Origin of the sequence: Sinorhizobium sp. BJ1 (assembly GCF_002531555.1) — a bacterium.
Taxonomy (GTDB): Bacteria; Pseudomonadota; Alphaproteobacteria; order Rhizobiales; family Rhizobiaceae; genus Sinorhizobium; species Sinorhizobium fredii_B.
Genome location: NZ_NWTH01000003.1, coordinates 93,712 through 114,959, shown reverse-complemented (window position 1 = coordinate 114,959; position 21,248 = coordinate 93,712). Strand labels below are relative to the sequence as shown.

The following is a 21,248-nucleotide window of genomic DNA, read 5'->3' as shown; positions in this document are numbered from 1 at the left end:
CGGATCAGCTTTTCGATTCGCTGGCTAAGGGCGGATTCGGGCGGAAAGGTGTTGGCAGTTGCGGCCGTTCAACCGCCGATTTCCATTGCCTCGATTTTTTTTCCGACAAACCGAAGCGCCACTTCGCCATTGATGAGCTTCAGTGCCATCTCGCCGAAAAGCTCCCGGCGCCAGCCCTTCAGCGCGGCGACATCGGCATTCTCGCCTTCAGCGGCGATTCGGTCGAGATCGTCGCTGCTGGCGATGATCTTGGCCGCCACGCCCTGCTTTTCGGAGATGAGCTTCAAGAGCACCTTGAGCATCTCGACCGCTGCGGCCGCGCCTTCCGGCGTGTGATTCTGCCGCGGCAGTCGGGGCAGTTCAGTCTTCGGAATCGCCAGCGCCTCGGTCACCGCCTCGACGATCGCAGCGCCCGCACTGGAGCGCTCCCACCCCTTCGGAATGGTTCTGAGTCGGCCGAGCGCTTCCGCGTCCTTCGGCTGCTGCTGGGCAACTTCGTAGATTGCATCGTCTTTGATGATCCGGCCCCGCGGCACGTTGCGCGCCCGTGCTTCGCGCTCGCGCCAGGCGGCGACTTTCTGCAGAACCGCCAGCTCGATCGGCTTTCTGACGCGCATCTTCAGGCGCTGCCAGGCATTCTCCGGATGGAGGTCGTAGGTCTCGCGGTTCTCCAGAATTGCCATTTCCTCGGCAAGCCAGGAGGAGCGTCCCTCGCGCTCGAGCTCCGCTTTCAGGTAATGGTAGATGTCCCTGAGATGCGTCACGTCGGCAAAAGCATATTCGAGCTGCTTGTCGGTGAGCGGCCTGCGGCTCCAGTCGGTGAAGCGCGAGGACTTGTCGATCTGCACGTTCTTGATGCGGCTGACTAACTGGTCGTAGGAGACGCTGTCGCCGAAGCCGCAGACCATTGCCGCGACTTGCGTATCGAAGAGCGGATGCGGAATGAGGTTGCCGAGATGGTGGATGATCTCGATGTCCTGGCGGGCCGCGTGGAAGACTTTGATGACATCTGTATTGGCCATCAGCGCGAAGAAGGGCGCAAGGTCGAGCCCCGGCGCAATCGGATCGACGATCACCGCCGTGTCGGGGCTGGCCATCTGGATCAGGCAGAGTTCAGGCCAGAACGTGGTCTCGCGCAGGAATTCCGTATCGATCGTAATGTAGCTCGAGCGGGCCAGCTCTTGGCAGGCGGCCTCCAGTTCTGCTGTCGTCTGAATCATCTGGGCTTAAATCACTATGGCGAAAATGAGGCTTGAGCCTCCCCTCTATCGTTTCGGGGCGGACGTCTCAATCGAAATTGTCAGATAATTCTGAAATAACCGGTCATCCCGGTCTTTTGATGTTCGATGATGTGGCAGTGGATCACCCAGTCGCCGGGGTTATCGGCAACGAGCGCCACCTCCGCCTGTTCGTCCGGCAGAAGCAGGATCGTGTCGGTCGGCGGCGGCAGGAAGTTCCGTTTGTTCGAACTGAGGATGCGGAAGCTCAAGCCATGCAGATGGATCGGGTGCGCGTGCGGGGTGCGATTGGCGATTTCGAGCACATAGCTTTTGCCGAGCTTCAACTCCTCGATCGGCGCAATCGGGTCGGGCGTGTCTCCCGGCCATGGAACCTTGTTGAGCGCCCACAAGGTGAAGCCGAGCGATCCGCAGATCGACGGTGCCGCCTTGTATTCGGCGGTTGCCGTGAGTTCGAGGGGAATTCGCTTGGCCGTCGACAGGTCGGCTTCGGTGACCGGATTGGCGGGGAGGGGAGCGACGTCGCCAAGATCGCGTTTCAAGGACGGGCCGACCGCACGCAGTCTCGCGATCGTCCAAGGCTTCGACCCGCGGAAATTGCCGAGCGTCGCATGCGCCCCTTCGCTGTCGGGCATGCGCATCACGAGATCGACGCGCTGCCCCGGCCCGATGTCCAGCCGATCGAGCAGGAACGGAAGATCGACGGGATTGCCATCAAGCGCGACCACCTTCGCCTCGGCGCCCTCAAGGCCGATCGTGTAGATGCGCGTCACGTCGGTGGCGGCGATCCTGACCCGAACGAGTCCGCCGGTCGGCGCGTCGTAAACCGGCTCCTGTTGCCAATTGGCAGTTCTGACGGTCCCGTAGGTGCCGCCGCGTGCCGCATCCCGCGGTTTGAACGGATCGATGAATTTGCCTCCGGTGCCGAGCCGCCAGTCGCGAAGATTGAGGACGATCTCCGCGTCGAAAACCGGATCTTCGGGATTTTCGACGACGATCACACCGGTCAGGCCATGGCCTATCTGCGTCAGCGTGTTGCAATGAGGATGGTACCAGAAGGTGCCGGCGTCTGGCGGTGTGAAGCTGTAATCGAAGTGATCGCCCGGATAAACATAAGGCTGGGTCATCTCCGGCACGCCGTCCATCGCATTGGCGATTCTGAGCCCGTGCCAGTGAACCGTCGTCGGCTCATCGAGCCTGTTCACGAGCCTTGCCGCATAGGCCCCGCCCTTGCGAATTCGCAAGACCGGCGGCATGCCGGCATGAGGCGTTTCACCGAGTCCGTAGGTCATGACGGGGGTAGCGCCGTCGGCCGCGATCTGCGCATTTGCCAGTTGCGCCGTGAGGACCTGAGGTTCGGGAGACGCCCCGGCCCGTGCCGCAAGCCCGGCGCCGAGTGCGAAGGCGCCGCCCAGTGCGGCCGAGCCCTGGAGAAAAGTGCGGCGGCTGAGCATCGGCGTCATAGCGTCCACATTCTAAAAGGGCCGAGCGGGGCGTGGACCGCGTCGCCCCGCAGTGTTTCGGGATTGGCGCCGTTTTAAACCTGATCCTCGTGTTCAGCAATTCGTCGCGATCGCACATCTTGCCGCAGGCGATCATGCTGCGGCTGGCTGCCGCCCGCCAGCTTGTTGAAGTACGACGAGGTACGCAGGAGATTGCGGAACGGCATGGAGCGTTCGCCCGCCGGAATCGCTCCGCGGGCCGTCATGCGCCGGAGCGTGTAGAGCATGAAGAGGAAGAGGATCGCGGCGGTATAAAGGAAGAGCGCGCGCGGGCCGAAGAGATCGAGCAGGAAGGAGGCGAAGAGCGGCCCAATGATGGCGCCGAGCGACCAGAAGAACAGCATGCCGGCGGAAACCAGCGCATGCTGACCTTCCGCCGCGTGGTCGTTGGCATGGGCCGAGCAGAGCGAATAGAGCGGCATGGCGAAGGCGCCGAAGGCAAAGATGCCGGCGAAGTTCAGCCACTCGTCGCTGCCGGCGCCGAAAGCGAGGAAAAGGCCCGCAACGAGTGAGCCGAAAGTGGCGATTAGAATGATCAGCCGGCGGTCGAACTGGTCCGAGTAGTGCCCGAGCGGATATTGCAGCACGACGCCGCCGATGATGCCGGCGCTCATGAAGGTCGCAATCGCGGTGACCGAAAGCCCGATCTCCTGCGCATAGATCGGTCCGAGTGAGCGAAAGGCCGCATTGGTGAGACCCACGACGATGCAGCCGATGGTGGCAAGCGGCGAGATGTTCCAAAGCGCGTTGACGTCGAAGTGGATTGCTTCCGGAGCGACCGGGCTCGACCGGTCGGCAAACGAGATCGGCACAAGCGAGAGCGTCAGCGCCATCGAGATGAAGGCGAAGAGCTCGAAGCCGCCGATCCCCACACCCGGAATCATGTATTGCGCGGCGGTCACCGAGCCGAGGTCGACTAGGCGGTAGATCGACAGCGTGCGGGCCCGGTTGGCATTGGTGACGCTGGCATTCAACCAGCTCTCGACCGTTGCAAAAAGACCGGCGAAGCAGATGCCGGCGACGAGCCGCATCACGAACCAGAACCACGGCTCGATGACCAGCACCATGGCGATTGCCGCCGCCGAGGCGATCGCCGCCATGGCGGAGAAGGTACGGATATGACCGATCGCCCTGAGGATCCTGGTCACGTAGACGCAGCCGATCGCAAAGCCGACATTGTAGCCTGCGCCGACGACACCGATCAGCGATGTCGAAAAGCCTTCATCGAGCGCGCGCAAGGAAATGAAGGTGCCCTGCAATCCATTGCCGCCGATCAGAATGCCGGCGGTGAGGAGGAGGGGGATGAGCGGGCGTATTTGGGACATGGGCGCATCCGGTTTTACGGCGGCGACTCGTGGGGCAGGCGGGTCTCCCACTGTTTAGCGGTACACGGTGGGCGGGGACAGTCGCGATTTGTGACCTTTTCCGGGTGGATATCCGCCAGGAGGACCGACGAGGCGGAAGAGTGGCGACCGGCGGAGTCGCTGGACTGACGGGTCGGCGGCGAATGCCGCGGCCTTGACAAATCCGGCGCATCATGCGCTTTTCCGCCCGACTTTGGCTATGCCGCCGCGCCCGCCTCGGCGAGACACGCGCGGCCTTCTGCAATTCCAGGACCAGACGATGCACCGTTACCGCAGCCACACCTGTGCCGCCCTCCGAAAGTCGGACGTCGGCTCCACCGTTCGCCTTTCCGGCTGGGTTCACCGCGTCCGCGACCATGGCGGCGTGCTCTTTATCGACCTGCGCGACCATTACGGCATTACCCAGGTCGTCGCCGATCCGGATTCGCCGGCCTTCAAGATGGCTGAAACCGTGCGCGGTGAATGGGTCATTCGCATCGACGGAAGCGTCAAGGCTCGCACCGAGGACACGATCAACAAGAACATGCCGACCGGCGAGATCGAGCTCTATGCCCGCGAGATCGAAGTGCTGTCGGCCGCCAAGGAGCTGCCGCTGCCGGTCTTCGGCGAGCCGGATTATCCGGAAGATGTGCGCCTCAAGTATCGCTTCCTCGATCTCCGCCGCGAGACCTTGCACAAGAACATCGTCAGGCGCACCGAGGTCATCGCCGCCATGCGCCGCGGCATGACCGAGATCGGCTTCACCGAATATACGACACCGATCCTGACGGCTTCGTCGCCGGAAGGCGCGCGCGACTTCCTCGTGCCGAGCCGCATTCATCCCGGGACCTTCTACGCGCTGCCGCAGGCGCCGCAGCAATACAAGCAGCTGCTGATGGTGGCCGGCTTCGACCGCTATTTCCAGATCGCCCCGTGCTTCCGCGACGAGGACCCGCGCGCCGACCGGCTGCCTGGCGAGTTCTACCAGCTCGACCTCGAAATGAGCTTCGTCGAGCAGGAAGACGTATGGGACACGATGGAGCCGATGATCCGCGCGATCTTTTCGGATTTCGCCGGCGGCAAGCCGGTCACCGAAAAGTTCCAGCGCATCCCGTATGACACGGCCATCCGCAAGTATGGTTCCGACAAGCCGGACCTCCGCAACCCGATCGAGATGCAGGAGGTCACCCAGCATTTCGCCGGCTCCGGCTTTAAGGTCTTCGCCAACATGATCGCCTCGAACCCGAAGGTGGAGATCTGGGCGATTCCGGCCAAGACCGGCGGCTCCAGGGCATTCTGCGACCGCATGAACGCCTGGGCCCAGAGCCAGGGGCAGCCCGGCCTCGGCTATATCTTCTGGCGCAAGGAAGGCGAGAAGCTCGAAGGTGCAGGCCCGCTTGCCAAGAACATCGGCGAGGAGCGCACCGATGCGATCCGTACGCAGCTTGGCCTTGAGGATGGCGATGCCTGCTTCTTCGTCGCCGGTGAGCCGGCCAAATTCTACAAGTTCGCCGGCGAGGCCCGCACCAGGGCCGGCGAGGAACTGAACCTCGTCGATCGCGACCGCTTCGAACTGTGCTGGATCGTCGACTTCCCGTTTTATGAATGGAACGAGGACGAGAAGCGCGTCGACTTCGCCCACAACCCTTTCTCGATGCCGCAGGGCGGGCTGCAAGGGTTGTCGGGCGATGATCTCCTGTCGATCAAGGCGTTCCAGTACGACATGGTCTGCAACGGCTTTGAGATCGCATCCGGCTCGATCCGTAACCAGTCGCCGGAACTGATGGTCAAGGCATTCGAGAATGTCGGGCTCAGCCAGGCGGACGTCGAAGAGCAATTTGGTGGTCTCTACCGCGCCTTCCAATACGGTGCCCCGCCGCATGGCGGCATGGCCTTCGGTATCGACCGTATCGTCATGCTGCTCGTCGGCGCCAAGAACCTGCGCGAGATCTCGCTGTTCCCGATGAACCAGCAAGCCGTCGATCTGCTGATGGGCGCGCCATCGCCGGCAACGCCGGCGCAACTGCGCGAGCTGGCGATCCGTCCGATACCGCAGAAGAAGGACTGATCTTCTCTGATGCCAAATCTCTGATCCAAGAAAAACCCGGTGAAAATCTCGCCGGTTTTCTTGGCCTCGAGCGAACCAAAGCGGGTATGTCTGCGGCCCCGCCCCAAAAGGGCTTATTCGAGCTCACCTTGACAGGGCTTCTTTCAAGGCGCTTCCTTTCTCCCCGATGCTGCATGGCAACTATCGGTTGGAGGAAATGATGGTGAAGAACGTCAAGGACCTGCTGGCGGAAGCAAATAGTGCCGTCCCGAACTTGTCGCCGACCGAAGCCGCCGAGAAGATGCGCTCCGGCGACGTGCTCGTTGTGGATGTCCGAGATCCGACGGAGGTTCAGCAGACCGGCAGGATCAAGGGGGCAGTGAACGTCTCGCGCGGCATGCTGGAATTTCGAGCGGACCCGGAGAGCCAGTATCACAACCCGGCCTTTCAGAAGGACAAGACCATCCTTCTGCATTGCGCTTCCGGCGGCCGTTCCGCTCTCGCGGGTAAGACCCTGCAGGAGATGGGATATACGGCGGTTTTCAACATTGGCGGCTTCAAGGAGCTCGCCGAAGCGGGGATCGATACAGAGCCCGCGTGAGCAGCTTTTTTAGACTCTCCCCAACCCCTCCCCCTTGTGGGGAGCGGTCTCGGTGAGGTCGGCTCTCCCGGCCCTGTCGCCGCCTGGCGTTTCTCAGAAGTCCATGCCCGGACCGGGGGGCATCGGCATCTGACCCTCCTTTTTCGGCTTCTCGGCGATCATCGCCTCCGTCGTCACGAGGAGCCCCGCGATGGAGGCTGCGTCCTGCAGCGCCGCGCGCACGACCTTGGCCGGGTCGATGACGCCCATCGCGAAGAGGTCGCCGAACTCGCCCGTCTGGGCATTCCAGCCATAGGCGAAGTCAGTTTTCTCGCGCAGCTGTCCGACGATGATCGATCCCTCGGCGCCGGCATTCTCGGCAATCTGGCGCACCGGCGCCTCGATGGCACGGCGAACGATTTCGACGCCGACGCGCTGGTCGTCATTGCCGGTCGCCACGCTCTCGAGCACCTTGACGACCCGCAGCAGCGCGACGCCGCCACCCGGCAGGATGCCTTCCTCGACCGCGGCGCGCGTCGCATGCAGCGCGTCGTCGACGCGGTCCTTCTTCTCCTTGACCTCCACTTCCGTTGAGCCGCCGACGCGGATCACCGCAACGCCGCCGGCCAGCTTGGCGAGCCGCTCCTGCAGCTTCTCCCGGTCGTAATCGGAGGTTGTTTCGTCGATCTGCGCCTTCAGCTGGGCGACACGACCGCTGATATCCTGCTTCGTGCCGCCGCCGCCGACGATCGTGGTTGCGTCTTTCTCCACCATGACGCGCTTTGCCCGCCCGAGGCTTTCCATCGTCGTATTCTCGAGCTTGATGCCGAGCTCCTCCGAAACGACCGTGCCGCCGGTCAGAATGGCAATATCCTCCAGCATGGCCTTGCGTCGATCGCCGAAGCCAGGTGCTTTGACGGCGGAGATCTTCAACCCACCGCGCAGCTTGTTGACCACGAGCGTCGCAAGGGCTTCGCCCTCGACGTCTTCGGCGATGATCAGCAGCGGCTTGCCGGCCTGGATCACCGCTTCGAGAATCGGGATCATTGCCTGCAGGTTGGAGAGTTTCTTCTCGTGGATGAGGATGTAGACATCCTCCAGCTCCGCACGCATCTTGTCCTGATTGGTGATGAAGTAGGGCGAGAGATAGCCGCGATCGAATTGCATGCCCTCGACGACCTCGAGCTCGATCTCGGCGGTCTTGGCCTCTTCGACAGTGATGACGCCCTCGTTGCCGACCTTTTGCATCGCCTCGGCAAGATAGCGCCCGATCTCCGCATCGCCATTGGCCGAGATCGTCGCCACCTGTGCGATCTCCTCGTTCTTCGAGACCTGCCGGGCCCGACTCTTGAGTTCCTTGACGAGCGCATCGACGGCGAGGTCGATGCCACGCTTCAGATCCATCGGGTTCATGCCGGAAGCGACGGCCTTGGCACCTTCTTTGACGATCGCCTGGGCCAGAACCGTCGCGGTTGTCGTGCCGTCACCGGCGATTTCACTGGTTCTCGAGGCGACCTCCCGGACCATCTGCGCGCCCATGTTCTCGAACTTGTCCTCGAGCTCGATCTCCTTGGCGACGGAGACGCCGTCCTTGGTGATCCGCGGCGCGCCGAAAGACCTGTCTATGACCACGTTCCTCCCCTTGGGTCCAAGGGTGACCCGGACCGCGTTGGCCATTATGTCGACCCCGCGCAGCATTCGGTCGCGCGCATCGGCGCTGAACTTGACGTCTTTGGCAGCCATGGATCCCTCCCTCAACACAAAAAAATTCAGGTATTCATACGCCGGCCGGCAGCGGCAGGACCTTACGATTGCACCTTGCCGCCGACCCGAGAAGCAAGACGATAGCCGCCTCCAGGGGCGGACGTTTCGCAGTCATTCCTCATCGACGTCCGGCGTCAGGATGTCGATCAGGGCGGCAACCCGGCCGGCCGGAAGATGGCGGCCCTCGCCAATCAGCGCCTCGTCGTTGTTGACCCAAGCAATCGCTTCGGCAAGTTCACTCGCTGTCGCGCCCGTCGCAAGAAGTTCGGCCATCAGGGTTTCATCGACCGGGCCGAGAATGGCGGTGATATCCGAATGCTTCAGTCCCATTGCGTCCTCCTTCCGCTTTGCTTCGGTCAGGAATGCACAAACTGCCGGCAAACCATGTCGAGATAGATAGGCCGGCGCATGCGAGCATCAAGCGCCACATCATAACATCGCGATCACAGCGACAAGAAAAAAGCCCGGCGGGAGGTCCGCCAGGCTTGAATGCGAAAGCCGCACCGCGTCGCGGTCGGCAGCGGCGCTTCGTGAAGCGTCAGTCGTTCGCCGTCACCTTGACACCGAGGACCGAGGGGATGGTGTTCGGCGCGCCCATGGCGGCCCCCATGATCATCGGGAACGGCACAGGCTTTTCCGGTTCGGCGCTGATCGTCAGGCTCTTCGGCGCGTCGAGATAGGCGTTGACCGCGGCCGACACCTGGTTCTGCAACTCCGGCAGGTTGAGCTGCGCCATCATGATCGGCACCAGGCCCTTCAGCGACTGTGCCATCTGCTCGCCGGTGACGCCCTGCTGGCTGCCGGCGTAATCGAGTGCCTTCTTGGTGATCGAGGCATCGTCGAAACGGATCGAAGCGCTGTTGAAGGTCAACTGCTGCATGAGGCCGAGCATCGCGAGGCCCATTGCCTGGTTGGCCTCTTCCTTGTTCGGATTGGCTTGGGCGGCCTTGTTCGCCTCCTGCAGCGACTTCAGGAACTGGAGCGTGTAGCCGGAGAAATCCATGGCGATGTTCAGCCGTCCGACATCCTTGAAGTCGAGGGCATATTCCTCAACAGCGAGTTTGCCGCTCTCGAGCTCCCAACTTCCCTTCATCGTCACCTGGCCGTCGATCTGCTTCAGGCCGAGCTTGTCGATGGCGTCCTTTGCCTTGGCGTCCTCCACATCCGAGAGATCCGCATTCAGCCCGGCCATCGTCGCATCGAAGTCGAATCCGGCATCATTTTCCTGACGGCTCAGATTGCTCTCGATGCTGGCGATCTTGAAGACGTCCTTGCCCTTGACCTTGACCTCCATCGGGCCGGTGCCGAAGGACTCGTAGAGCAGAATGTCGTCGATGGTGCCGCCAGAGGCATTTCCGGGAATGGAAAGGCCGCCGATCGCTATGTCCTTGACGGATACGCTGTCTTCTTTTTCGCTGACGTTGACGTCCGCGAAGGAAACCGTTTCGGCATAATAGCCGCCATCGTCCGTTTCCTCGACGCCTTCGAACGTCACGTCGCCTATGGCGATCGACTCCCCGGGCGTTGTCGCGACTTGCAGCTTGACGCCGCTCGCCGTGACCACGTCCCCGTCCGTCTCCGCCTTGTCGAAGACAAGCGAGGTACCGTTCACCTCGAACGAGGCACTCAGTTTCTTCATCATGTCCGCGCCGTCCAGGGCGAAGGCCGGGCCGGCAAGCGTGAGGAGGGCGGCGCTGGCCATCATCAGGCGGATCTTGCGCGTATGCATCATTGCGTTGTTCCTTGTGAAAAATGATAGATTGTGCGGCTGTTTCCGAGGGGTGCTACAGGTGGTTCTTGGCGGTCGGCGCGGAATGCGTCACCAATGTCGCTGGGCGCCATAGGAAGGGCTGCGCGGTAGCAACCGCTGCGACGCGTCCGGTCGCCCGCCATGTCACTTGCATTGATTCCCATCCTCAACCGACCAAATCGCAGGTGCGACCCTAATACGAAACAGGGCAAATTTATATCGCCGAGTCGAATGACGGATGTTCCCCGCGGATCATGCTTTCCGGAAAATTACCCGGGGAATTTCGATGACTGCAACCCGAGGTATAGGCAAGTGGCTGTGAAGCGTTCTCCACAGAGCGATTGACGCGGATTCTTGCCGCGGCGCGCCTGTTGCGGTAGCAAGGATGCATGGGACAAAGCCTTTTGCCGCCTTCTGGCGGGGACGACAACATTCAGCCGGTTGACCTCAAGGCGGCGCTGGAAGAGCGCTATCTCGCCTATGCGCTGTCGACCATCATGCATCGCGCGCTGCCGGATGTCCGCGACGGATTGAAACCGGTCCACCGCCGCATCATCCACGCGATGAGCGAGATGGGGCTGCGGCCCAATACCTCGTTCAAGAAATGCGCGCGCATCGTCGGTGACGTCATCGGTAAGTTCCACCCGCACGGCGACCAGTCGGTCTACGATGCGCTGGTGAGACTCGCGCAGGACTTTTCGCAGCGCTACCCGGTCGTCGACGGACAGGGCAACTTCGGCAATATCGACGGCGACAACGCCGCCGCCTATCGTTACACCGAAGCGAAGATGACCGAGGTCGCGGCCCTCCTCCTCGAGGGCATCGACCAGGATGCCGTCGATTTCCGCCCGACCTACAACGAGGAGGACCAGGAGCCGGTCGTCCTTCCCGGCGCCTTCCCGAACCTCCTCGCCAACGGCGCGTCCGGCATCGCAGTCGGCATGGCGACGTCCATTCCGCCGCACAATGCGCATGAGCTTTGCGACGCGGCGCTGCATCTGATCCGCCATCCGAACGCGACGGTTGAAGAACTGCTGTTCGATCCGGCCAATCCGCAGCGCGGCGGTATCGAGGGGCCGGACTTTCCGACCGGCGGCATCATCGTCGAAAGTCGCGCCAGCATGCTCGAATCCTACCGCACCGGCCGCGGCGGCTTCCGCGTCCGGGCGCGTTGGACTGTCGAGGATCTGGGGCGCGGCGGCTATCAGATCGTCGTGACGGAAATTCCCTACCAGGTTCAGAAGTCGCGGCTGATCGAAAAGATCGCCGAGCTCCTCATTGCGCGCAAATTGCCGCTGCTCGAGGACATCCGCGACGAATCGGCCGAGGATGTCCGTGTCGTGCTCGTGCCGAAGAGCCGCTCGGTCGACGCCAATATCCTGATGGAATCGCTGTTCAAGCTGACCGAGCTCGAAAGCCGCATTCCGCTCAATATGAACGTGCTGTCGATGGGCCGCGTGCCGCGCGTCATGGCGCTGAACGAGGTGCTGAGCGAATGGCTGGCGCATCGCCGTGAGGTGTTGCAGCGGCGATCGCGCCACAGGCTTGCCGCCATCGATCGGCGGCTCGAGATCCTCGGCGGTTATCTGATTGCCTATCTCAACATCGACGAGGTCATCCGTATCATCCGCGAAGAGGATGAGCCGAAGGCGGTGATGATCGAGCGTTTCTCGCTGACCGATGTCCAGGCCGAAGCGATCCTCAACATGCGCCTGCGCTCGCTGCGCAAGCTCGAGGAGTTCGAGATCCGCACCGAATTCGACGCGCTGTCGAAGGAGAAGGCGGAGATCGAGGCCCTGCTCGCCTCCGATGACAAACAGTGGCAGGCAGTTGCCTGGGAAATCGGCGAGGTCAAGAAGAAGTTCGCCAAGGCGACCGAGCTCGGCAAGCGCCGCAGCACCTTCGCCGACGCTCCCGAGGCGGATGTCGAAGCCATTCAGCAGGCGATGATCGAGAAGGAGCCGATCACCGTCGTCATTTCGGAAAAGGGCTGGATCCGGGCGCTCAAGGGGCACATGTCGGACTCGTCTTCGCTGCAGTTCAAGGACGGCGATGCGCTGAAGGTGGCGTTCCCCGCGCAGACGACGGACAAGATTCTCGTCTTCACCACCGGCGGCAAGGTGTACACACTCGGCGGCGACAAGCTGCCGGGCGGCCGCGGCCATGGTGAGCCGTTGCGAATCATGGTCGATATGGAAAACGATCAGGACGTGCTGACGGCGCTCGTCCACGATCCGGCGCGCAAGCTCCTTGTCTCGTCCGCTGCCGGCAACGGTTTCGTCGTCACCGAAAGCGACATTGTCGCCAATACCCGCAAGGGCAAGCAGGTGATGAACGTCGTGATGCCGGACGAAGCGAAGCTCGTCGTGCCGGTCAAGGGAGATCACGTCGCCGTCGTTGGCGATAACCGCAAGATGCTGGTCTTCCCGCTGCCGCAGATACCGGAGATGGCGCGCGGCAAGGGCGTGCGCCTGCAGCGCTACAAGGACGGCGGCATCTCCGACATCCGCTGCTTCACCATGGCCGAGGGCCTCACCTGGGAAGACAGTGCTGGCCGTGTCTTCACGAAGGTGAGGGATGAGCTGATCGAGTGGCTAGGCGACCGCGCCGGCGCCGGTCGCACCGTGCCGAAGGGCTTTCCGCGAAGCGGCAGGTTCAGTGGCTGATTGCCCGACCTAGACTCTAGCACCTGCTGCCGGCGGGTGCCCCGTGGTTATCCACAGCTCCTGCGTCTTTTCCCGCTGCCGCCGCAACTCCGCGATGTTTCCTTAAATCGGCCGCGATTTGACGAATGATGCGCCGGAGAGAGGAACGCGATGATCCCGGCTCTTGACGATACATTGTTGGCGCTCGCCGATCCCACACGCCGCCGCATATTCGAAGTCCTATTTGCCGGCGAATCCGCCGTTGCGGACGTCGCCGTTGCGGTCGGTGCCGAACAGGACGAGCTGTCAGGTCACATGGTGATTCTGGAGGAGGCGGGGCTGATTACCCGGCGGCACCAGGACGATCGAGAGATGATCGCCGCCGATCCGGCCCCATTGGAAGTCGCGGCGGAATGGATCAACACCAATCGCGAGCTCTGGGCGATGCGCACGCAGATTGAGGAGACGGGGCCTGCTTCTACCACCCCGCAGTGACCGGTGGGCGAGCGGCCGTCAACCGGTAAATGGCAATTCGGCACAGGGTAGCTGCGCCTTTGCCGCCTTGCTGTGCATCTGCCACAGCGAATGACCAAGCAGGGCGATGATGAGGATGGTGCCGCCGACGAGCGTCTGGAAAGTGGGCGTCTCGGAAAAGACCATCCACACCCAGATCGGTGCCAGAATCGTCTCGAGCAGGTAGAACATCCCCACTTCCGGTGCCGAGAGATAACGCAGGCCCGTCGCCAGGCAAAAGAAGGCGACAGGGATCATCACCAGCCCATTGAAGAGAATATAGCCCGGTGCGGCAATGGCGATGCCGCTCGCCGGCAAAAGCGTGAGCGCCGCCAGGGCTGGAAAGATCGCAGTCGTTAGCGGCACCAGCGCCATGTCCCGTCCGCTGGCGCGGCTGATGGCGATGGCGCTCGCCAGCAGGAAAGCGGAGCAGGCGGCCATCGCGTCGCCAAACAGGTTCCCGCTTTCGAGCCCGTCCTGCACGATCACCCCGACGCCGAGAAGCATGATCGCCATCGTCAGCAGCGTGGCGTTGGAGGGGCGCTCCTTCAGGAAGATCCAGGAGAGAATTGCCGCGAACATCGAGGTGAAGGCGAGGATGAAAACGACGTTTGCTGTCGAGGTGTTGAACACCGCGAGCAGGAAGGTGAAGGAATTGATGCCGTAAAAGAGGCCGGCGATCAGCCCGGCCTTGCCGGGGATCAGCGCAATCTGGCGGCCCAGCACGCGATTGATAAAGAACCAGGCGGCGATCGCCACCGCAAAGGTCGACAGGCTGCGCACGGCGAGAATCGACCAGACTTCGCCGTCTGCCGAACGGATCAGCGGGATGTCGAAGGAAAGCGCAAGGCCGCCGAGGCCGGTGATGGCAAGGCCGCGCCGATGCCGGGCGGCGTCAGAGGAGGGGGTCAATCGTCAATCCGTGGCGGTTTCAGGAGAATCTTCCCCGCCAGCATAACGCTCCCAACCGCGGGCCATAAGGTGCTCCTGCGGCAAAAACTTTGTTTTGTACCCCATTTTGCGCGATCCCTTGACCCAGTAGCCGAGATAGACGTGCGGCAGGCCGCGTTCCTTTGCACGGCGGATATGGTCGAGGATCATGAAGGTGCCGAGGGACCGGTTTGCAAGGCCCGGATCGAAGAAGGAATAGACCATAGACAGCCCGTCGCACATCCGGTCGGTGAGTGCCGTGGCGATCAAGGGGCCTTTGGCCTTTTCGCTGATGCCGTCGCCCTCGGCCCTCAAGCGGTATTCGATGATTTTCGTGTGTACATGGGTGTCCTCGACCATCATTGCGTAGTCGAGCACTGACATGTCCGACATGCCCCCCCTCTGGTGCCGGCAATCCAGATAGCGGCGGAAGAGGTTGTACTGCTCGCTCGATGGTTCGGCCGGGTATTCGGTGGAGACCACGTCCTCGTTGGCCGCGAGCACGCGGCGCATCGAACGGGTGGGCAAGAATTCATTGGTCAGGATGCGCACCGAGATGCAGGCGCGACAGGTCTCGCAGGCCGGGCGATAGGCAATGTTCTGCGAACGGCGGAAACCGCCCTGGGTCAGAAGATCGTTCAACTCGGGAGCGCGCTCGCCCACCATGTGGGTGAAGACCTTCCGTTCCATCTCGTTCGGCAGGTACGGACAGGCTGCCGGTGCGGTCAGGTAGAATTGCGGAGACGATGTGGTCTGCGTGTTCATCGAGCGTGGGGGTCACTCTTCGCGAAGTTACTCTGCAATAGGATGGCCGAAGAAATAAAAACGTCAACACACTCGTTCCGCAAGGAGCGAGCAAAGTGCCGGCAATTCTTCGTCTGGAGATGCTTCCGGTTTGACCCGGGTTCATCCGGGCCGCGGCACAGTCGTTTTCGACGGTCCGGGCGCCGTCAATACATGTCGCGCCGGACGGTGACGGTACCGATCAGAAGATCGTGCAGCAGCCTGCCGCGATCCGTGAACAGTCCGATCAGCAAGATGAGCGGCGTCAACAGCGCATTGGCGATCCAGAAGATCGCCAGGTGGACGATTGCCGTCAGGAAATCCATGGGCCGGCCATCCGTCCGGGCGATCGCCACGCCCATGATCCTCATCCCTGGCGACGCCTGCTCGCGGCCGCCGACAGTCAGTCCGAAATACAGCATCGCCACGAGAGCGAAGAGCACGGGATAGAGGAAGAATCCGAGGCCGAGCGTCAGGATGCCGAGAAAGAACACGACAACCGCAGCCGGAATCCACAGGAGCGCGACGACCAGGTAGTCGATAATGAAGGCAAACACCCGGCGCGACAGAACACCCTGGTAAGCGCGCCAGTCCTGGCTCGGAAGTCGGAGTTCTTGGTTGTGCATGCTCATGTCAGCCTCGCGTCGTTTCGATCACATATGGGGACCGAATTCGTCAAAACAATGCGTCTCTCGCGCGAACCGGCCGCTCACCGCTTCGCCAGGATCTTAGCCACCTCGACGGCGAAATAGCTGAGGATGCCGTCGCAGCCGGCTCGCTTGAAGGAGAGCAGCGTCTCGAGCATGACGCGCTCGCCGTCGATCCAGCCGTTGGCGGCCGCCGCCTTGATCTGCGTGTATTCGCCCGAGACCTGATAGGCGAAGACCGGCAGGCCGAAGGCTTCCTTCATCCGCCAGCAGATGTCGAGATACGGCAGGCCCGGTTTCACCATCAGCATGTCGGCGCCTTCCTCGACGTCGAGCGCGGCGTCGCGGATCGCTTCGGTGCCGTTGGCCGGATCTATATAGTAGGTCTTCTTGTCGCCCTTCAGCAGCCCGCCGGTGCCGATCGCCTCGCGATAGGGGCCGTAGAAGGCGGAGGCGAACTTCGTCGCATAGGACATGATGCCGACATTATGGTGGCCGCTGGCATCGAGCGCCTCGCGGATCGCGCCGATCCGCCCGTCCATCATCTCGGAAGGCGCAATGATGTCGGAGCCGGCATCCGCCTGGACGACTGCGGCGCGCGCCACCGCTTCCACCGTCTCGTCGTTGACGATCTCGCCATCGCGCAGGATGCCGTCATGGCCGTGACTGGTGAAGGGGTCAAGCGCCACGTCGGTAATGACGCCGATATTCGGAACGGCTTTTTTGATCGCTTGCGTCGCCTGGTTGATGAGATTGTCGGCGGCAAGGCTGTTCGAGCCGGTCTGGTCGCGGAGCGCCATCTCGATATTCGGGAAGGTGGCGACGGCGGGAATGCCGAGGTCGGCCGCCTCCTTGACCGCCTCGACGGCCCTGTCGATGCTCATGCGGTTGACGCCGGGCATTGCTTCGATAGGCTGAGCGATGCCTTTGCCCGGCACGATGAAGATCGGCCAGATCAGGTCGTCCACGGCGAGCCGGTTCTCCTGCACCAAGCGGCGTGTCCAGTCCGCCTTGCGGTTGCGGCGCATGCGACGGTGCCCGGTGATCCTGTCCACAAGATTTGTGCTGTCGTTCATCGCGCCCGCGTCCTTCTTCCTTCATCTGCGTCGGTCAAAGGCGGTTTATCACGCGCCTCGGCAGATTGAAAACCGCATCACGCGGTGAGGGGCTGCGGCATTTCCTCTCCGCGCGCAGCGGCTCGGGCGCGTGCTCTTGATTTGCGGCTGGTGGATTGCCGGCACTCGGCCTATCTTGCCGGCCATGCTTCACGATTCTGCTCATGTGCCGAAGCCATCGCTCACCGAAGTGCTGTTCGGCTGGTTCCTGCGCCTGGTCTCGGCCTCCTGCTTCTGGTTCGCGCTGAATTACTGGGCGATGCTGATCGGTTTTTCCCACGGCGGCGCCGGGCGTTTCGATCTGCTGGCAGCGGAGTGGCGCGCTGCGGCAACGGCGCTCGCCGTCCTCTATCCGGTCGCCGCCATTGGGCTCTGGTTGCTCGTCTCCTGGGGGCCGGTTGTCTGGGTGCTTGCGGCCGCGATCGAAGTCGCCATGGTCGAGTTCTATCCGGGCATGCTCGGCGCCCGTCCGCTGCTCCTCGTGCTACATGGATCGGTCGCCGTCACCTTCGTACTTTTCCGTGCGGCGATCTTCTGGCAGCGCCTGCGCCAGGCGCGGCAGGTAAGGGTTGATTCACCCTGAGACAGTGTCGACGGATAGTAAGTACATGTTAAGGCTGCGGTTTAAGTAGAATTTTATACGTATTCGATAGGGTCTCACTCAAGGCGGGAAGACAAAGAAACACCGCCAAACGAAACAGTGAGGCACGAAAATGAACACGAAGATGAAGCCGCAGGTAGCTGCTCCCCGGGACCCGCAGGAAGAGACGATCCGTGGTCTCTATATGGAATCCCTTCACCTTGTCGAGCGTCTGCATCGCCGTCTGCTCGACGTCATCAAGGACGAATTCGACCGGCAGGGCCGCAGCGACGTCAACGCCGTTCAGGCGCTGCTGCTCTTCAACATCGGCAATTCAGAACTGACCGCCGGCGAACTTCGCTCCCGCGGCTACTATCTCGGTTCGAACGTCTCCTACAACGTCAAGAAGCTCGTCGATCTAGGCCTCATCAACCATCAGCGCTCCCGCATCGACCGTCGTTCGGTCCGCATCAGTCTGACGGAAGAAGGCCAGGAGATTGCCGAGACCGTCGCCAAGCTCTATGAGCGCCATGTCGGCTCGATCCATAAGGTCGGCGGCATCGGTTCGGATGAGTTCACCCAGATGAACAAGCTCCTGCAGCGCCTCGACCGCTTCTGGAACGACAGCATCATGTATCGCCTCTAAGTAAGGCGTACGCATCTCCAGCCTCAAGGGTCGGGCGCAATCCCTGCGTGTCCGACCTTTGCTGGTTTTTCTCCATCGAGTTGTCGTCCAAGCCCTCGCCGCTCTATCCGCCCGGGTAGGCCGAGACACGAATTGGCCATATTACTATGACAGCGACGCTACCATGCGGCAGGTGCGCAATTGCGTCTGTGGCGGCGATTCGTTTCGTGGCCCGCCTGCCGATTGGCTCTCGCTCGCACGATCGTGAAAGCAACTTGAGAGCCGGGTGGGCACGCGGGTTTACCTTTGTTAACCACGTTTGTGCTAGGGCTCGGGCAGCGCGCGTATTGGCGCATTTGATGGTGGGACTATGTCGAAAAAGAACGGAATTGATGCTTTCTCGCGCCGCGCGTTTCTGCGCTCGGCCGCAACGCTCGGTGCCGCCGCATGGGCAGGCGCCGCCAGTGCCCAGGACGCACTGGGCGAACTCATCAATTCGCCGCGTCGCGGCTCCTGGGATGACCAGTTCGATGCCAAGGCCTCGCGCACCGCGACAGCAGTTCTTTCCAATACACCGGTTTTCGGCCCTCAGACGATCAGCCATGTGCAGCAGGCAATCTTCGATTACCAGCAGATCGTCGCCGGCGGCGGCTGGCCCCAGGTTCCGCAGACCGGTGTAAGGCTCGAGCTTGGCGTCACCGATCCCTCCGTCCAGCAGCTGCGTCAGCGCCTGATGGTCTCCGGCGACCTGCCGCGGTCCGCCGGTATTTCCTCTTCCTTCGATTCCTACGTCGACGGCGCGGTCAAGCGCTTCCAGGCCCGCCACGGTCTGCCGGCGGACGGCGTGATCGGCGAATATACGTTCAAGGCACTGAACGTCGACGCCGCGACGCGGCTGGCCCAACTCGAGACCAACCTTGTGCGGCTTCAGTCGATGTCGGGCGATCTCGGCCGCCGCTATGTCATGGTCAACATTCCCGCCGCCTATATCGAGGCGGTAGAGAACGGCCGCGTCGTGTTGCGTCATGCCGCTGTCGTCGGCAAGATCGACCGCCAGTCGCCGATCCTCAATTCGAAGATCTACGAGGTCATCCTCAATCCCTACTGGACCGCGCCGCGCTCGATCGTCCAGAAGGACATCATGCCGCTGATGCGCAAGGACCCGACCTATCTCGAGCGCAACGCCATCCGCCTCTTCGACGGAAGCGGCAACGAAGTGTCGCCTGAAACGGTCGACTGGAATGCCGAAAAGGCGCCGAATCTGATGTTCCGGCAGGATCCCGGCAAGATCAACGCCATGTCCTCGACGAAGATCAACTTCCACAATGAGCATGCGGTCTACATGCACGACACGCCGCAGCAAGGCCTGTTCAACAAGCTGATGCGCTTCGAATCGTCGGGCTGTGTGCGCGTGCAGAACGTCCGCGACCTCTCGAACTGGCTGCTCAAGGAGACGCCCGGCTGGTCGCGCCAGCAGATCGAGGCGACCATCAAGACGGGCGTCAACACGCCGATCAAGCTTGCCGAAGAGGTGCCGGTCTATTTCACCTACGTCACCGCCTGGTCGGCGAAGGATCGCGTCGTCCAGTTCCGCGACGATATTTATCAGCGCGACGGCGCCGCGGAACTGGCCCTGCAGACGACGACCGGAGTCGAGCAATCGCCCGGCCCCATCGACGCCGACGCCTTGCCGCAATAAGCAAAAGTGCCGTATTTTTCGATCAAGGCCGCGTATTCCAGGATGCGCGGCTTTTTCATGTCTACTCGGCCGCGATATATGGGCGCGGCGGATGGTGGAAATGGCGCAAACCGCACAGCGGATATTGCTCTCGGCGTGCGAGGAAGCTAAAGAACAGCCACCCTTGAGAGGAGCCTCGCGCGATGCTTGCACAGACCAATGACGCCTTCTTCACCCGCTCTCTCGCCGACAGCGATCCGGAAATCTTCGGTGCGATCGAGAAGGAGCTGGGTCGCCAGCGCCATGAGATCGAGCTGATCGCCTCCGAGAACATCGTGTCCCGTGCCGTGCTCGAAGCCCAGGGCTCGATCATGACTAACAAATATGCCGAGGGTTACCCGGGCAAGCGCTATTACGGCGGCTGCCAATATGTCGACATCGCCGAGGAACTGGCGATCGACCGTGCCAAGAAGCTCTTCGGCGTCAATTTCGCCAACGTGCAGCCGAACTCCGGTTCGCAGATGAACCAGGCGGTGTTCCTGGCGCTCCTGCAGCCGGGCGATACCTTCATGGGCCTCGACCTCAATTCCGGCGGCCACCTGACCCACGGCTCCCCGGTGAACATGTCGGGCAAGTGGTTCAACGTCGTTTCCTACGGTGTGCGCGAAGACGATCACCTGCTCGACATGGACGATGTCGTCGAGAAGGCCCGCAAGCACAAGCCCAAGCTGATCATCGCCGGCGGCACCGCCTATTCGCGCATCTGGGACTGGAAGCGTTTCCGTGAGATCGCCGATGAAGTCGGCGCCTGGCTCATGGTCGATATGGCCCACATTGCCGGCCTTGTCGCCGGTGGCCAGCATCCGTCGCCGTTCCCGCATTGCCATGTCGCGACGACCACGACGCACAAGTCGCTGCGCGGCCCCCGTGGCGGTATGATCCTCACCAATGACGAGGATATCGCCAAGAAGATCAATTCGGCAGTCTTCCCAGGCCTCCAGGGCGGTCCGCTGATGCATGTGATCGCTGCCAAAGCCGTTGCGTTTGGCGAGGCGTTGCAGCCCTCTTTCAAGGACTATGCGGCCCAGATCGTCAAGAATGCCCGCACCCTTGCCGAAACGCTGAAGGCCAACGGCCTCGACATCGTTTCCGGCGGCACCGACAACCACCTGATGCTGGTCGATCTGCGCAAGAAGTACGCCACCGGCAAGCGCGCGGAGGCGGCGCTTGGCCGCGCCTACATCACCTGCAACAAGAACGGCATTCCCTTCGATCCGGAAAAGCCTTTCGTCACCTCCGGTGTTCGCCTCGGCGCACCGGCCGGCACGACGCGCGGCTTCAAGGAGGCGGAATTCAAGGAAATCGGCGAGCTGATCGTCGAGGTGCTCGATGGTCTGAAGGCGGCCAACTCCGACGAGGGCAATGCGGCCGTCGAAACCGCCGTTCGCGAAAAGGTGGTGAAGCTCACCGACCGTTTCCCGATGTACGGCTACATGTGATCGGAAGGT

General features: G+C 62.2%; 18 protein-coding genes. 8 read left to right on the top strand and 10 right to left on the bottom strand.

What is annotated here, in order from left to right; translation table 11 throughout:
• Window positions 1-68: 68 nt before the first annotated feature.
• The 3 genes from rnd to CO676_RS03845 form a co-directional block, all read right to left on the bottom strand.
• Window positions 69-1,220 (bottom strand): ribonuclease D, encoded by a 1,152-nt coding sequence (rnd, locus tag CO676_RS03855; RefSeq protein WP_097519711.1) that lies wholly within the window; start codon window positions 1,218-1,220, stop codon window positions 69-71.
• A gap of 80 nt (window positions 1,221-1,300) precedes the next feature.
• On the bottom strand, window positions 1,301-2,701 hold the full coding sequence (locus tag CO676_RS03850) for a multicopper oxidase family protein (RefSeq protein ID WP_097519710.1): 1,401 nt from the start codon (window positions 2,699-2,701) through the stop codon (window positions 1,301-1,303).
• A gap of 74 nt (window positions 2,702-2,775) precedes the next feature.
• Entirely contained in the window at window positions 2,776-4,065 is a 1,290-nt protein-coding gene (locus CO676_RS03845) for an MFS transporter (RefSeq protein WP_097519709.1), read from the bottom strand.
• 298 nt (window positions 4,066-4,363) lie between these two features.
• Here CO676_RS03845 and aspS point away from each other — a divergent pair, with 298 nt between their 5' ends.
• Together aspS and CO676_RS03835 are read left to right on the top strand one after the other, a co-directional pair.
• Window positions 4,364-6,151 (top strand): aspartate--tRNA ligase, encoded by a 1,788-nt coding sequence (aspS, locus tag CO676_RS03840; protein ID WP_014761692.1) that lies wholly within the window; start codon window positions 4,364-4,366, stop codon window positions 6,149-6,151.
• Between the two features lie 199 nt (window positions 6,152-6,350).
• A complete protein-coding gene (locus tag CO676_RS03835; protein ID WP_097519708.1) occupies window positions 6,351-6,731 on the top strand; it encodes a rhodanese-like domain-containing protein in 381 nt (126 codons plus the stop codon).
• A gap of 93 nt (window positions 6,732-6,824) precedes the next feature.
• On the opposite strand, the gene groL is transcribed toward CO676_RS03835, so the two are convergent.
• The 3 genes from groL to CO676_RS03820 all read right to left on the bottom strand — a co-directional run bounded on the left by groL (window position 6,825) and on the right by CO676_RS03820 (window position 10,206).
• Complete coding sequence (gene groL / locus CO676_RS03830; RefSeq protein ID WP_014761694.1) at window positions 6,825-8,453, bottom strand: chaperonin GroEL; 1,629 nt, start codon at window positions 8,451-8,453, stop codon at window positions 6,825-6,827.
• Window positions 8,454-8,585: 132 nt separating this feature from the next.
• Window positions 8,586-8,804, bottom strand: a complete 219-nt coding sequence (locus tag CO676_RS03825) for a hypothetical protein (protein ID WP_011975002.1) — start codon at window positions 8,802-8,804, stop codon at window positions 8,586-8,588.
• Between the two features lie 208 nt (window positions 8,805-9,012).
• A complete protein-coding gene (locus tag CO676_RS03820; protein ID WP_014761695.1) occupies window positions 9,013-10,206 on the bottom strand; it encodes a hypothetical protein in 1,194 nt (397 codons plus the stop codon).
• A gap of 407 nt (window positions 10,207-10,613) precedes the next feature.
• Here CO676_RS03820 and parC point away from each other — a divergent pair, with 407 nt between their 5' ends.
• On the top strand, window positions 10,614-12,890 hold the full coding sequence (parC, locus tag CO676_RS03815; protein WP_097519707.1) for a DNA topoisomerase IV subunit A: 2,277 nt from the start codon (window positions 10,614-10,616) through the stop codon (window positions 12,888-12,890).
• Between the two features lie 150 nt (window positions 12,891-13,040).
• Window positions 13,041-13,364 (top strand): helix-turn-helix domain-containing protein, encoded by a 324-nt coding sequence (locus CO676_RS03810; protein ID WP_014761698.1) that lies wholly within the window; start codon window positions 13,041-13,043, stop codon window positions 13,362-13,364.
• 18 nt (window positions 13,365-13,382) lie between these two features.
• Here the strand turns inward: CO676_RS03810 and CO676_RS03805 are convergent, their stop codons facing one another.
• The 4 genes from CO676_RS03805 to hemB form a co-directional block, all read right to left on the bottom strand.
• On the bottom strand, window positions 13,383-14,294 hold the full coding sequence (locus tag CO676_RS03805; protein WP_097519706.1) for a DMT family transporter: 912 nt from the start codon (window positions 14,292-14,294) through the stop codon (window positions 13,383-13,385).
• A 3-nt stretch (window positions 14,295-14,297) separates the two neighbouring features.
• Window positions 14,298-15,077 (bottom strand): arginyltransferase, encoded by a 780-nt coding sequence (locus tag CO676_RS03800; RefSeq protein WP_014761700.1) that lies wholly within the window; start codon window positions 15,075-15,077, stop codon window positions 14,298-14,300.
• Between the two features lie 185 nt (window positions 15,078-15,262).
• Window positions 15,263-15,727 carry an RDD family protein gene (locus tag CO676_RS03795; RefSeq protein ID WP_097519705.1) on the bottom strand — a complete coding sequence of 155 codons (465 nt, stop codon included), beginning with the start codon at window positions 15,725-15,727 and terminating at the stop codon, window positions 15,263-15,265.
• A gap of 77 nt (window positions 15,728-15,804) precedes the next feature.
• The gene (gene hemB / locus CO676_RS03790) at window positions 15,805-16,818 is read right to left on the bottom strand and encodes a porphobilinogen synthase (protein WP_014761702.1); all 1,014 of its coding nucleotides are present in this window, start codon (window positions 16,816-16,818) and stop codon (window positions 15,805-15,807) included.
• Between the two features lie 184 nt (window positions 16,819-17,002).
• Here hemB and CO676_RS03785 point away from each other — a divergent pair, with 184 nt between their 5' ends.
• From CO676_RS03785 to glyA, 4 genes are all read left to right on the top strand, one after another.
• On the top strand, window positions 17,003-17,440 hold the full coding sequence (locus tag CO676_RS03785; RefSeq protein WP_014761703.1) for a DUF6163 family protein: 438 nt from the start codon (window positions 17,003-17,005) through the stop codon (window positions 17,438-17,440).
• A 130-nt stretch (window positions 17,441-17,570) separates the two neighbouring features.
• The gene (locus CO676_RS03780) at window positions 17,571-18,083 is read left to right on the top strand and encodes a MarR family winged helix-turn-helix transcriptional regulator (protein ID WP_014761704.1); all 513 of its coding nucleotides are present in this window, start codon (window positions 17,571-17,573) and stop codon (window positions 18,081-18,083) included.
• 349 nt (window positions 18,084-18,432) lie between these two features.
• Complete coding sequence (locus tag CO676_RS03775; RefSeq protein ID WP_097519704.1) at window positions 18,433-19,761, top strand: murein L,D-transpeptidase; 1,329 nt, start codon at window positions 18,433-18,435, stop codon at window positions 19,759-19,761.
• A 182-nt stretch (window positions 19,762-19,943) separates the two neighbouring features.
• Window positions 19,944-21,239 carry a serine hydroxymethyltransferase gene (gene glyA / locus CO676_RS03770; RefSeq protein ID WP_014761708.1) on the top strand — a complete coding sequence of 432 codons (1,296 nt, stop codon included), beginning with the start codon at window positions 19,944-19,946 and terminating at the stop codon, window positions 21,237-21,239.
• The last annotated feature ends 9 nt before the right edge of the window (window positions 21,240-21,248 follow it).

What these genes read in the sequence shown, in the direction of transcription:
- rnd (WP_097519711.1), bottom strand. Translation starts at nt 1,220, where the DNA reads ATGATTCAGACGACAGCAGAACTGGAGGCCGCCTGCCAAGAGCTGGCC.
- CO676_RS03850 (WP_097519710.1), bottom strand. Translation starts at nt 2,701, where the DNA reads ATGACGCCGATGCTCAGCCGCCGCACTTTTCTCCAGGGCTCGGCCGCA.
- CO676_RS03845 (WP_097519709.1), bottom strand. Translation starts at nt 4,065, where the DNA reads ATGTCCCAAATACGCCCGCTCATCCCCCTCCTCCTCACCGCCGGCATT.
- aspS (WP_014761692.1), top strand. Translation starts at nt 4,364, where the DNA reads ATGCACCGTTACCGCAGCCACACCTGTGCCGCCCTCCGAAAGTCGGAC.
- CO676_RS03835 (WP_097519708.1), top strand. Translation starts at nt 6,351, where the DNA reads ATGGTGAAGAACGTCAAGGACCTGCTGGCGGAAGCAAATAGTGCCGTC.
- groL (WP_014761694.1), bottom strand. Translation starts at nt 8,453, where the DNA reads ATGGCTGCCAAAGACGTCAAGTTCAGCGCCGATGCGCGCGACCGAATG.
- CO676_RS03825 (WP_011975002.1), bottom strand. Translation starts at nt 8,804, where the DNA reads ATGGGACTGAAGCATTCGGATATCACCGCCATTCTCGGCCCGGTCGAT.
- CO676_RS03820 (WP_014761695.1), bottom strand. Translation starts at nt 10,206, where the DNA reads ATGATGCATACGCGCAAGATCCGCCTGATGATGGCCAGCGCCGCCCTC.
- parC (WP_097519707.1), top strand. Translation starts at nt 10,614, where the DNA reads ATGGGACAAAGCCTTTTGCCGCCTTCTGGCGGGGACGACAACATTCAG.
- CO676_RS03810 (WP_014761698.1), top strand. Translation starts at nt 13,041, where the DNA reads ATGATCCCGGCTCTTGACGATACATTGTTGGCGCTCGCCGATCCCACA.
- CO676_RS03800 (WP_014761700.1), bottom strand. Translation starts at nt 15,077, where the DNA reads ATGAACACGCAGACCACATCGTCTCCGCAATTCTACCTGACCGCACCG.
- CO676_RS03795 (WP_097519705.1), bottom strand. Translation starts at nt 15,727, where the DNA reads ATGAGCATGCACAACCAAGAACTCCGACTTCCGAGCCAGGACTGGCGC.
- hemB (WP_014761702.1), bottom strand. Translation starts at nt 16,818, where the DNA reads ATGAACGACAGCACAAATCTTGTGGACAGGATCACCGGGCACCGTCGC.
- CO676_RS03785 (WP_014761703.1), top strand. Translation starts at nt 17,003, where the DNA reads ATGCTTCACGATTCTGCTCATGTGCCGAAGCCATCGCTCACCGAAGTG.
- CO676_RS03780 (WP_014761704.1), top strand. Translation starts at nt 17,571, where the DNA reads ATGAACACGAAGATGAAGCCGCAGGTAGCTGCTCCCCGGGACCCGCAG.
- CO676_RS03775 (WP_097519704.1), top strand. Translation starts at nt 18,433, where the DNA reads ATGTCGAAAAAGAACGGAATTGATGCTTTCTCGCGCCGCGCGTTTCTG.
- glyA (WP_014761708.1), top strand. Translation starts at nt 19,944, where the DNA reads ATGCTTGCACAGACCAATGACGCCTTCTTCACCCGCTCTCTCGCCGAC.